At 70.2% G+C, this 14,049-nt stretch carries 1 protein-coding gene (cut by a window edge); it reads left to right on the top strand.

Features of this window, described 5'->3' with window-relative positions; translation table 11 throughout:
• Positions 1 to 14,049, top strand: partial view of a hypothetical protein gene (locus ACFVSU_RS02200; protein ID WP_387137409.1) — the final stretch only. It extends 23,397 nt beyond the left edge of the window; the window shows 14,049 of its 37,446 coding nt (coding positions 23,398-37,446); its start codon lies off the left edge, out of view; its stop codon occupies positions 14,047 to 14,049.

The raw sequence follows: 14,049 nt of genomic DNA, 5'->3' as shown, positions 1-14,049 counted from the left end.
TTCGTTCTGCAGCCGTTCAGCTTCGGGTTCCAGATCCTCGGCCAGCTCATCGTCGCCCCCGGCGGGACGGAGCTCATGCGGGTGCAGGGCGGGGTGTACCTGAACATCTCGCTGGATCCCCCGACGCCGAAGATGGACATGTTCCTGACCGGGCACCTCTCGTTCGGCTACGGCTCGGCCAGGCTCGAGTACGGCTCCGTCACCGGTCTGCTGATGATCCGCACGGACGGCCCGCTGCCCGGCGTCGCCGGCAGCATCCGCGTCGCCACCGGAGTCGGCATCGGACTGCCTGACGTCGGCTCGCTCTTCTCGGCCACCGGTTCGGTGAACGTCATCTTCAACACGACGCTCGCCGATCAGACCTTCGTCGTTCCCAACGCCTTCCTGCCGCTGCTGTTGCCGGGGCAGGCGCCGGTGTTCTACATCCCGGCCGCTCCCCCGGGCATCGACGGCCAGCCCGATCCGTCGGCGACCGGGCCGAGCATCTACGTCGTGGCCGCGATCCAGGCCGAGCTGACCATCGGCGGAGCGTTCACCCTCACCGGATTCATCGGCATCACTGCGGCGATCGACCCGACGGGCACCGCCTATCTCAAGGTCGACGGGATGGTCGGCACGACGATCCCCTACCTCGGATCCCTCACCGGTGCGCTGAACCTCGCTGTCTACGTCGGCGCGCAGACCGGCGTGGTGGGCCGCGTGCAGCTCACCCTCGGGGTCAACGCGATCCCCGGTCTGTCGCTCAACGGCCAGTTCCTCCTCGAGATCAACACCTTCTCGAACGCGCGTCAGATCCGCACCTTCGTGGTCGAGACCGAGACCGTCAACGGCAGCCCGGTGTTCGGCGGGTTCGCCCGCGATGCGCAGGACCGGCTCATCGTCGAGAACCAGACGATCAACGTGATCGCCGGCTTCCGCCTGGAGATGTACGGGTCGCTCAAGGTGCTGAACGTGCTCGAGATCACGGGGCACGTCGTGCTCACGATCAGCGCGTCCGAGCTCTCCCTCCTGGTCAACGGCCGCGCTGCGCTGGATCCGTTCGGGGAGCTCACGATCGTCGACTCCGGCTTCTCCATCACGAGCCAGGGGGTCGTCGCCCGGTTCGCGATCGCCCTCGACGTGGGCTTCGGCGAGGACATCGGCATCGGCTTCTCGGCGAGCGCGGTCATCCAGCTCAACACGACCGGGTCCGCGAAGATGATCGGCTCGACGAGCGTCGCGCCCGGATTCCTGCTCCGGCTCGACGGGGCGATCGACTTCCTCGGCTTCGCCAGGGGTTCCGGCTTCGCCGAGATCCGGATCGCGGCCGGCGCCTTCGAGATGTCGTTCGGCGTCGACTTCAACCTCGCCGGGCTCACGTTCCGGGCCACCGGCCGGGCGGGGGTGTACGACGACGGCTTCGTGATGGCCGTGGCCGTCAGCGCCTCGGCCGATGCGTTCATCTTCAGCCTGAGCGCGAGCGGCGAGCTGCGCATCAACACCGTCGGCGAGCGCCGCAACGGTGTCGATCCTGGATTCAAGCTCCAGCTCACCGGCTCGGTCACGCTCCTGCGGCTGTTCAGCTTCGACGCCGGCTTCACGATCGAGGTCGGAAAGACGGGTGCGACCGACACGACGTACTCCTCCGGCGACTGGTACCTCGATGCCTACGCGACGCTCAACTTCTTCATCGCCGACCTGTCCGGATCGATCTTCCTGAACTCGGACGGCAACTTCAGCCTCAAGCTGTCGGGGCGCATGCAGCTCGGGGGCTCGTTCATGGGCATCCGCGGCGAGTTCCACCTCGAGGTGTCGTTCCTGAAGCACGAAGACGACGGCATCGTCTGGTACACGCTGTTCATCGGCGGCGGCGCCAGCGTCGAGGTGTACTTCGATTTCAAGATCTTCGAGATCAGCCTCGGCGTCGGGCTCGACCTCTCCGTCTCCGCAGATTCCCGCGACGGCGTCGACAGCGACGGGGACGGCTTCGGCGAAGTGCCCCTGCGCTTCAAGATCACGGTGCGGTTCAAGATCCTGGGCACCTGGTATTCGCGCAGCGACACCTTCACCATCGGGACCGTGTCGTTCCCGGTCGTGCCCTACCTCGCCAGCAACGGCACCACGGGCAACCCGGACCCGTACCACGACCTGCGCGCATGGCGTTCGACCGATCGCGACCTCTACGTCAACGTCGGCGGCAGTCCGCAGCGCACCGCGCGCAACGTCGCCACCTCGGTGACGAACGAGACCGTCTTCATCGAGCAGATCGGCAGCCTCGACAACGGGCTCGCGACCATCCGGATTACGGCGTTCGGGTACTCCCGCACGTACGCGAACGTGCAGCGCATCCACGCGAACTTCGGCGACGGCGTCGACAACCTCGTCATCGACCCCAGCGTGGAGATCCCGGTCACCATCGACGGCGGGTCCGGCGACGACACGATCCTGCTGCAGGGCTCGAGCTCCGGCAGCGTGCTCAGCGGCGGTTCCGAGAACGACACGATCACGGTCACCGGCACGGCGAGCGCGACCGTCAACGGCGGCACGGGCAACGACATCCTGCGTCACACCGGATCCGGCACGGTCACGCTCAACGGCGACGACGGCAACGACCAGCTGTTCGGCAGCAGCATCACCGACATCCTCAACGGCGGCGGCGACAACGACACGCTCTCGGGTCTGGCCCGCCGCTACGACGGCGGGTCCGGCGACGACTCCATCACGGCGACCGTCGCGGTGTTCACCTCCGGCGACGCGCAGGTCGTGATCGGCGGGTCCGGCACCGACACGCTCACGCTCTCGCTGAGCGGCGGAGCGGACCTGCTGACGGTCGCCAACCCGGCCTCGAGCACGCTGAGCCTCGACCTCGGAGGCGTCGTCAAGACCACCTCGGCGATCGAGCGCCTCATCGTCGACGCCGGCGCGGGAGCCGACCAGATCACCCTCGACGACATCACCGGCAACTCGTCAGGGCTGACGCGGGTCGACGTCGCGCTCGGCACCGGCAGCACCGATCTCGTGACGGTGCGTGGCTCGAACACGGCGGGTGACACCTTCGCCGTCACCACCGACAGCGGCCAGACCAGGGTGACGCGCACCTCGGGCGCCGCATACGCGGTCTGGATCTCGGGCGGCGTGCGCGGCCAGGGCGACGCGCTCGTCGTCGAGGGTCGCGGCGGCGCCGACTCGATCTCCGCCGCCGGAGTCACCGCGAACCAGCTCGCACTGACCCTCCGGGGCGGCACCGAGAACGACACACTCGTCGGCTCCATGTTCGATGACGTGCTGGACTCCGGACTCGGCGACGACACCGTGACCGGTGGGCCGGGTCACGATCAGTTCTTCGACGACGGCGGCAGCGACACGCTCGTCGAATCCTTCACCACCGGCGACTTCGGTCTCTACGGCAACCTGTTCGTCGTGGGGCTGGCCGTCGGCACCGACTTCGGCGTGGGCTCGATCGCCGAGGACCTCAAGGGCATCTTCGAGACCGCGCGCCTGACGTCCACCGGGGCCGGGGCGACGACGATCCTCGTCGGCGACGCCGACGGCACCGTGACGGTCGCCGGGGTGACGCGCACGGCCACCCCGTGGACAGGGACCGCATACCTCGACGCCGGGCCGGGGGCCGACCTCGTGCGCGTCGAGCTCACCCGCTCGACCGGCCTGGCGGTGCACGTGGTCGACACATCCGGGGCCGACCGGCTCGAGGTCTGGGGTTCCACCGCTCCAGACGACCTCATCGTCGACGTGGTGGCCGCGCCGCCGCCGGGAACGCAGGCGAACCGCATCCGCCGCGTCGCGTTCGACGACGCCGGCGTGATGACGACGCTCGGAACGATCACGCACTCCGGCGTGGAGCTCGTCGAGATCCGCACGCTCGCCGGCGGCGACCGCGTGGCCGTGCAGGCCATCCAGGTCGAACACCGCATCTTCACGGGTGAGCACACCGACCGCGTCGCGGTCGGCTCGCGGGCCGCCGGAGCCGGCACCACGAACACCACCTGGACCAACACCGGCGGAAACGTCAACGCGATCGCCGCGCTCCTGGTCGTCTCGGGCGGCTCCGGCCCGGGCGCGATCCTCGGTGCGGATCTCCTCGCCGTGGATGACACCGGCGACACCGCGCCCAACACCGGCGAGCTGACCTCCGATCGCATCACCGGTCTCGGCATGACCGCCGGCATCACCTACTCGGGCTTCGAGGCGCTGACGATCGACCTCGGCTCCGGCGGCGACACGTTCACGATCCACTCCACCCACACCGGGACGACGGCCCTCACCACATGGAACGGCGCCGACACCGTCATCGTGCGCAGCGTCGCGGGATCCACCGCCGTCAGCACCGGCGACGGCAGCGACACCGTACGCGTCAGCTCGACCCTCACCGGCATCGGAGGCGTCCTGACCGGCATCACGGCGCCCCTCACCATCTCGGGCGGCTCGGGCACCGACACGCTGTTCCTCGACGACGCCGCGACCGTGCTCGATCGCATCGGAGTCGTCACCAGCACGTCGGTGGCGGGACTGGGGATGACCGGAGGGATGCCGCGGCCCAGCCTCGTGCAGGTGGTCACCGTCGCGGGTGCCGTCGACGGGCGTTTCGCCCTGACCGTCGCGGGCCTCGGCACGACCGGGCAGCTCGCCTTCGACGCGACCGCGGCGCAGGTGCAGGCGGCGATCGCCGCTCTGGTCGGCGCGGGCAACGTCGTCGTCACGAAGGCCGGCACCCGCTGGACCGTTGCCTGGACCGGAGCGCTCGCAGGCGCCGCGGGATGGGCGCGTCTGCTCACGATCGCGGCGGTCGCCGGGCATCCCCTCGTGCCGGCGGGCGCCTCCGTCACCACCGGCACCCTCGCCATGACCGACGGCCGCGTCGACTATGCCGCGTTCGAGACGCTCGATCTCACGCTCGGTTCGGGCTCGGACGTGCTCAACGTCGACTCGACCCACGCGGCCGCGACGACGGTCCGGGCGGCGGACGGCGACGACCGGGTGTTCGTGGAGGGGCTCTCGGGTTCGACGACGGTCCTCGGCCAGAACGGGGCCGACTGGCTGGTGGTCAATGCTGCGCCCGGGCCCGTCGGCATGAACCCGATGGACGGACAGGTCCTCGACCTCGACGGGGGCGCGCACTCCGACTACTTCGTCATCGACCTGTTCGGCATCGGCAACAGCCGGATCAACACCCTCGACGTGGCCGACGGCGGCACCAACGTCCTCATCGTCAACGGCTCGTCGCTCGACGACACGTTCCTGTTCCGCCGGAACGCGACCCGCGCCCTCGTCGCGGCGCTCTCGCAGCCCGGTGCGACCTCCGGGCAGTTCGGCTCAGCCGAGAAGGTGACCTACGGCACCGAGATGACGGGCGGCGTCCTCGTCAACGGGCTGACGGGCGACGACACGTTCGCGTTCGACGACACCGCTTCGGTGCCCACGGTCAACGGCGGGTCCGGCAACGACCGCTTCCGCTTCGGCCAGCTCTACACCGCGTACGCGCCCGACACCGAGTTCCCGGCATCCGCCTTCTTCTCCTCCACACGCGGCCAGCTCACGCGCGGTGTTTCGTTCACCGCGAACGTCTACGGCGGCACCGGCGACGACACCTTCGAGGTGTTCCGCAATGTCGCGACGCTCAATCTGTATGGCGACGCCGGCGATGACACGTTCGTGATCCGCTCGTTCGTGGGCGAGTCGGAACTGACGTCTCTCAACGCCGGCGAGGGGCGCAACTTCATCCAGTACGCGTCGAACGCGCCCGTCAACATCGACGGCGGCGCAGGCTACGACCTCGTGGTGATCATCGGCACCGAGTTCGGCGACACCTTCGTGATCACGTCGGGCGGCGTCTACGGCGCGGGTCGCGTCATCCGGTTCGTCAACGTCGAGCGGGTCTCGATCTACGGCATGGAGGGCGATGACGTCTTCCATGTGCTGTCGACCAACCCGGCCGTCGAGCTGTCGATCTTCGGCGGGCTGGGCTCCGACCGCATCGAGGTCGGCAGCGCCGCTCCGGCCGTGCAGGCGAACGACCTGCTGGGCCACACCGGCCTCATCCGCCATGAGGTCGAGAGCACGGTGGCCAACAGCGCCTGGGCGCTGCTGCCCGTGGACGGCATCTCCACCGAGATCATGGACAACGATGAGCCGACCGTCGTGGTGGCGCCCGTCGGCGGGTCGCTGGTCCTCGCCGAGGGGGCGGCGGCAGGCGCGGTGACCGTGCGTCTCACGCGCACCCCGAGCGTCGCGGTCTCGGTGACCCTCTCCGGCCCGGCCGTCGACCCGAGCTCGATGAGCCGTTCGCGGGCCATCGAGCTGTCGCTCGACGGCGTGTCGTGGAGCACGTCGGTCACCCTCACGATCGGCGACACCGCTCAGCGCACCGTGTTCGTGCGGGCGACGGGCGACCTGGCCGCCGAGGGTGAGAGGTTCGCTCCCATCGACGCGATCGTGGTGGGCGGCGAGTACAGCGGAGCGCTCGTCGCGACGACCTTCGTCCGCGTCATCGACGACGACGCACCCGAGGTTCCCGTCGTACTGCCCGACGGCGGTATCCGTGTCGTCGAGCCGGTCGATGCCGCGGGCACGGGGGGCACGACGGCCACGTACGAGGTCCGTCTCACCTCTGTGCCTCAGGGCTCGGTGACCGTGCGCGTCTCGGCAGCCGTCGGCCTCCTGCTCTCGACGAACGGCACCACCTGGTTCTCGACGCTCGACCTCGTGTTCGTCGCCGCGGGCGCGCGCACCCTGTACGTGCGGGCGATCGACGACAGCGCGGTGGAGGGCCAGCACGTGCAGGCCCTCACCGCCGCGATCCTGTCGAGCGACCGCCGCACCGGCACCGTGGCGGGAGCTGGCGGGCTGGCGAACGAGTTCGCCTTCTCGGGTCTCGTCGTGGCCGCCGGCTCGCTGAAGGGCCACCTCATCACGATCACGAGCGGTCCCGCCGCGGGCCAGGTGCGCCGCATCTGGAACAACACCGCAACCACCATCGAGATCGAAGGCGAATGGGATGCCGCTCCCGGCGCGGGCGCTGCGTTCACGATCGTCGGGTACGCGGCACCGCTCACCGACGGCGAGCTCGTCGGAACGGTCGTCGCGATCTCGGCCGATCGCCGCACCGTGACGCTCTCGGGCGTCATACTGCCCACCGCCGCAGGCGGTCTGAGCGGCTCGCTGCTGCGTCTCGTCGACGCCAACGGAACGGCGGCCTACCGCACGATCGCGGGCAACACCGCGACGACGATCACCGTCCTCGACCCGTGGGGCACGAGTCTGGTGGCGGGCGGACGCGTCTACGTGGCGGAGCTCGCGGGCACCGTCGTCGATCGCGTGAGCGTGCTCGTGCACGACGGCGACTCGGCGGGCGTCGTGATCACGCCTACGGGCGGCGACCTCCGCCTCGTCGAGGGCGCGACGGCCGGGCAGTTCGGCGCGACCGCGTCATACACCGTGCGACTCACGAGGGCCCCCGCGGCCGGCGAGACCGTGCGGGTGACGCTCAACGCGATCGCCTCGTTCACGCTCGACATCGGCGGCGCCGACTGCGGGCTGCCGAACGGCTGCCACGAGCGCCAGCTCGAGATCTGGAACGGCAGCGCCTGGGTCTCCTCGCTCACCCTCGCCTTCACGGCCGCGAACTGGGCATCGGCCGTCATCGTCACGGTGCGCGCACTCGACGATGCGCGGGTCGACGGCGACGACGTGCAGGAGTTCGCCGACGCCGCCCGCCGCGTGCACCTCATCCAGGGTCCGCTGTACCTGTCCGGCGGCGACGACCCGAACCCGCCGGTGTCGCTCGAACTCGACGACTACCTGCCGATCGTGCTGCCCGGCGAGAGCTCGGGCCACCCGACTCCGATCACCGCGAGCACCGGGGAAGCGACCGAGTCGGCGCAGGTGGACGTCCTGGTCGTCCACAACGAGGACAGCCCGGCGAGCGACACCGGCACTCTCACCCGCGACCGCATCACCGGCCTGGGCATGGCGGGCGACTACTCCCTCGCCGGCCGCCCCGTGCTCGGCGGCATCCGCTACGCCGATTTCGAGGACCTCACCATCCGCCTCGGATACGGCGACGACCGGTTCACCGTCGAGTCGACGCACGCCGGCACGACGACGATCGACGCGGGTCCCGGCGACGACCTCCTCACGATCCGCACGATCGACGGCCACACCCGCGTGATCGGAGGTCCGTCGAGTGCGGCCGCGCCGCTGTACGGCAACACCGACGATGACACGTTCGCGGTGGGCACAGCATCCGGTGTCCTGGATCTTCTGGCGGCTCTGCTGGTGCTCGACGGCGGCGTGGGGACGGATGTCGCGAACGTGAGTGACGCCGGCGATACGAACGCCAACCTCGGCTGGCTCACGCAGGACACCCTCACCGGGCTCGACATGACGCCGCGCACCGCCGTCGACGCGCTCGGTCGTCCGCTCGACCGCCTCTACTCGGTCACGCCGCGCGGCGGCGCGTTCACCGTCATGCTGTCGCAGGTGCAGGCAGGCGTGGCCACCGGCATCGGCGCGATCACCTTCGCGGCCGGCACGTCGGCCGAAGCCATCCGCTCGGCTCTGCAGTCCCTCCTGTACCCGCACACCGTCGGAGCCGATCCGGGCGTCTCGATGAGCTGCGGCCAGCAGGATCGCACCCGCTGCGCCGGGAGCGTGTACGTGTGGCTCGTGGGCGGCACGTACCTCATCGGCTTCCGCGGCGAGGTCAACGAGGACCCGGCCGACCCGATCGCGATCGAGCTGGCGGCCCTCGGTGCAGCCGTGGCTGCGCCGGCGACGAATGCCTCGGCGCAGGCGGGCATCCGCTACGTCGGGCTCGAGACGCTCAACCTCGCACTCGGCTCGGGCAGCGACGTGCTCAACATCCGCGGCACGCTGCCGATCACCAACGTCTCGTTCGGCCTCGGCGACGACCGCGTGTACATCTCCTCGCGGGCCGACGTGGGCCTCGCCCAGAAGCCGCAGTTCCTCGCCGGCGACCTCGACCTCATCCAGGGCACGCTCAACCTCGACCTCGGCGCCGGCCGCCACACCCTGCTCCTCAGCGACGAGGGCGCGGGCGCCGGTGACACCAACGTGCTCATCACGGATGCCGCCGCCGCCGCGATCGCGCGGGACGCGGCGCTCGCCCCGAACGGCGAGATCTTCGTCACCGGGCTGGCGCCGGCCGGGATCTCGTGGCGCGCTGCGGCCGCCGGCACGTTCGCCGACGGCATCCGCATCTGGTCGGGCGGCTTCGCCGACACGATCCTGATCGACGGCACCCACGTGCGCGCCGGCGTGCGGACGACGACGTGGCTGAACACCGGGCTCGGCAACGACACCGTCACCGTGAACCTGTCCGCGGCAGAGGACGACTTCTTCGTCCTGAACACGCAGGGCCCGAACGACAACGTGATCGGGCTCGGCACCGACCTCGACGACGGCGACGAGCCGCTGCGTGCCGACATCGTCGCCGGCATCGCCGTCACCCGCGCGGGCGTCACGACCACGATCGACCCGACGCAGTACGTGGTGTCGTCCCGCCTTGACACCGCCGGACTGTTCGACTCCTTGCTGCCGGGCGACGTGGTGACCGTGCTGCTGCACCTGACGACGTGGGCGGTCCAGTCGACCGGCACCTACGCGCTCGGCGCCGCGGGCGACCTCGTCGGGTACCGCGTGTGGGTGAACGGCCGCCCGCTCACGGCATCCGAGCTCTCCGTGAGCGGCGGGATCCTGTCGTTCGCCACGACGCCGCAGCGCGACGGATCGGCGGCGCATGTGGTGGTCGAGGTCACCCGGACCGCGTCCGTCACCGCGGCGATGCCCGCGTCCGGCGCGATCCTTCCCGGTGGCACGACCGACGACGACATCGTCAACGGACACACGTCGACACTGCCGCTCGTCATCTTCGGCGGCATCGGCGCCGACACGCTCCATGGCGGTACGGGCGGCGACATCGTGTTCGGCGACCGCGGGGTGGTGCGGTGGGTCGACGCGGCCGGCAACGTGGTGGCGGAATCCGGCCACGGCGGGGTCGGCGACGTCACCGACGGCGCGGTGCGCCCGCTCGGCTCGCTCGCCACGGTCGACCCGACGATCGGCGGTGCCGACGTCATCACGACCGGCCTCGGCGCCGACATCGTCCTCGGCGGCGCGGGCGGCGACACGATCACCACGAACCGCGGCGAGACTCCCACCGCCTCCGACGGCACCGGCATCGTCATCGGCGATCACGCGTCGATCGACTGGGCGATCGACGGCGCGCCGGCCGACATCGACCGCGTGTGGTCGATCGCCCCCACCCTCGGCGGCAACGACACGATCACCACCGGTCGAGGCGACGACCTCGTCATCGGCGGCACCGGCGGCGACACGATCGCGGTATCGGACGGGCGCAACATCGTCATCGGCGACAACGGACGCTTCACCGCCGACAGCGGACCTGCCACCTCTCTCTGGAGCGGTGTGCCGCTCCCGGCGGGCCGCATCGAGACCACCGACCCGGCGGCCGGCGGGGCCGACACCGTCACCTCGGGCTCCGGCATCGACCTGGTGCTCGGCGGCGCCGCCGGCGACGTCATCGCCGCCGGAGCGAGCGCCGACATCGTGCTCGGCGACCACGGCTTCGTGCAGCTGGCCGTCCGCGCGAGCGCGCTCCAGGTGATCACCCTCGGCATCACCGACAACGCGATCGGCGGGAACGACACGATCCGCGGCGAGGCGGGCGACGACATCCTCATCGGCGGCACCGGAGCCGATCGCATCGACGGCGGCACCGATCGCGACCTGATCTTCGGCGACAACGTGTCGCTCGAACGCTCGCTGACGTTCGGCAACCACACGAGCCCGCGCTTCCGGGTGCTGAGCAACGGCCAGATCTACAGCACGGATGCCTCCACCGCCGGCACCGCGAACGTGACGACGAGCTGGCAGAACGACCCGGCGGGTCCGACGGCCTGGAGCGACTTCCGCATCACCCTGCTCGATCACGACCTCGCCACCGCGGCGGACCGGTTCGGTGCGGACGACATCGCCGGCGGCGCGCACGACGACACCATCTTCGGACAGCTCGGCAACGACACCATCCAGGGCGACGGATCCATCGACGAGGCCGTGGGCGCCTCGCGCAACGCCGCCGGTGATCTCGTCCTCGACCCCTCGGTCGAGGCGGCGAGCGACGGCGACGACTACATCGAGGGCGGCGGCGGCTCCGACGTGATCTTCGGAAACCTGGGCCGTGACGACATCATCGGCGGCAGCTCCGACCTGTTCTCGCTCGCCGCGCCCGACCGGCGGCCGGACACGGGCGACCTGATCTTCGGCGGCGCGGGCACCGACGTCGGCCGCAACGACGACACTGCTCTGCACGGCCGCGATTCCGACAACATCGTGGGCGACAACGGCCGCATCCTCCGCCTCGTCGCGGCCGGCGCCGGCGGCGCGACCCAGTACCGCACCTTCACCTACGACAACTACACCGGCGTCGGTGAGATGCGTCTGCTTCCCCGTGCCGTCGTGATGCTCGACTACACGCCGGGCGGACCGGACTTCGCCGCCGGGGCGCTCGCGAACGACATCGGCGGCGCCGACGAGATCCACGGCGAGTCGGGCGACGACACCGTCTACGGCGGCCGCGACGGCGACGTCATCTTCGGCGATGCGGGCGACGACGACCTCATCGGCGGATGGGGACACGACTGGATCTCGGGCGGCACCGGCATCGACGGCATCCTCGGCGACGACGGTCGCATCTTCACGAGCCGCAACGGCACCACCGAGCTCCTCAACGGCGTGACCACCGCGAGCGTCCAGGTGGAGATCACCACACCCGGCCGCGTCCAGGTGGCGACCCTGTTCCCGACGGGACAGCTCACCAAGCGCGTGGACCTCACCCCCTTCGCGGCCAACGGCGACGTGTTCGACGTGGACTTCACGCCGCTGTACGCCAACGACGTCATCTTCGGCGGCTGGGACGCCGACTTCATCCACGGCGGCTCGGGCGACGACGCGATCTCCGGCGCGGAGGCGCTCACGCTCGGCTACGGCGTGGGCGGCAAGCGCAGCGACTTCGCCCGGCCTTTCAACGACGGCACACTCCTCGGCTTCGACCCCGTCACAGGCGAGTTCGACCGGTACGACGAGTACTTCCCGATGCGGAAGGTCCTCATCAACGGCGGAGAGTGGTTCCTCAACTTCGTCCACACCGAGGGTCGCCTGGTCACCGGCTGCTCCGCGTCGAACAACCAGGGCACGTGCACCGCGACCAGCACGGTGGCCTCCGACGGCGACGACATGCTGTTCGGCGACAACGGCAACGACTGGATGGTCGGCGGCACCGGCCGCGACACGCTGTGGGGCGGCTGGGGCAACGACCTGCTCAACGTCGATGACGTCCTGACGACCGCCGCCGGCGAGAACACCCAGCCCGACACGCACAGCACCTACGAGGATCGCGCCGTCGGCGGTGCGGGCCTGGACGTGCTCATCGCCAACACGGGCGGCGACCGGCTGATCGACTGGGTCGGCGAGTTCAACAGCTACCTCGTGCCGTTCGCGCCCTTCGGCCTCGGAACCGTGAGCCGCCAGGTGCCGCCCGCCTTGTTCGAGTTCCTGTACGCGCTGTCCGCCGCACAGGGCGCGGACTTCACGGTCGCGCAGCTCTCGGGCGCGACCTACGTCCCGCGCAACGGCGAGCCGTACGGCGAGATCGGCCTCGTCACGCAGAAGGACCCGCAGTGGCAGGACCAGACCGGCGGTCCGCGCGACCCGCAGCCCGGAAACGTGCCGGGGGGCAAGCGCGACGTGCTGCGGTCGGCCGGGTTCACCGATGGCGCCGAGGACTTCTTCGCCGATTCCGGTGTCTTCCAGGCACAGGGCGGTGCCCTCACCGTCACCGCGGCCTCGACCACCGGCGACGCTGTGGCGGTGTACTACATCGACCAGTACCTGCCGATCTACTTCGAGATCCACGCGCAGGTCTACCTCACCAAGCCGACGGGCGGGTGGAAGGCGAACGCCTACGTCATCTTCGATTACTTCTCCCCCACCGACTTCAAGTTCGCCGGCGTCGACCAGTCCACGAACAAGCTGGTCATGGGCCGTCGCACGTCGGCGGGATGGATCGTGGACGTCCAATCGGTCGTCACCGGGGGGGTCAAGTCGAACAAGTGGTACACGATGATGGTGGCGGTCAACGGCACCACGGTGAGCGTCGTGCTGGACGGCACCACGGCGTTCACGTACACGTTCGCCCCGCGGATCATCGACGGGGAGGCGGTCGGCCTCAACAAGGGCTTCGTCGGCGTCGGCTCCAACCAGGCGCGCGGGCAGTTCGACAGCATCTCGGTCCAGGTGCTGCCACCCACCATCACCTACGACGTGACCGAGGACTTCACGACAGGCCCCGGAATCGTCGGCCAGATGCCGAGCGGCGCGCTGGTGCCCGGGACCGGAACCGTGAACGGCACCGTGGCAGGCGGCAGGCCCGTCATCGGACTCGCCGGCATCGGCGGCACGGTGTCGCCCAACGCCTACCTCGAGATCACCCAGGCCGTCACCCTGACGGCGGGATCGCGCGCAGGACTCGTCTACGACTACTACAGCACCTCGGACTACAAGTTCATCGTGCTGGACCTCGCGGCGCAGGCGGTCGTCTTCGGACACGTCGCCGGCGGACGCATCGTCGTCGATCAGACGGTCAGCCGGGCCCTCGTCGCCGGCACGAAGTACACCCTGTTCGTCACGATCAAGGGCGCCTCGGTGTCGCTGACGCTCAACGGGGTCTTCATCGCGTCGCGCGCGTACAACGCCGCCCTCGCCGACGGGCGCTTCGGCCTGCTCGTCACCGTGGGCTCTGCGCAGTTCGATTCGCTGCGAATACGCTCCGACGGCTATGCGCCCGGCGCTGCCCTCACCGCGGCCGCGGCGCCGGTCACCGCCACAGCCCCGATCCCGGAGTCATCGTCGCCGCCCGCGCAGCAGACGGTCGTCCCCACTCCGGCACCGGCACCGGAGCCCGCCCCCGCACCCGAGCCGACCCCCACCTCACCCGGCAAGGGCAAGAAGAAGTAG

This window comes from Microbacterium sp. NPDC058062 (assembly GCF_042885375.1).
Lineage (GTDB): Bacteria > Actinomycetota > Actinomycetes > Actinomycetales > Microbacteriaceae > Microbacterium > Microbacterium trichothecenolyticum_C.
The sequence above is the reverse complement of the archived record's forward strand: the minus strand, read 5'-3'. Positions and strand labels throughout refer to the sequence as shown.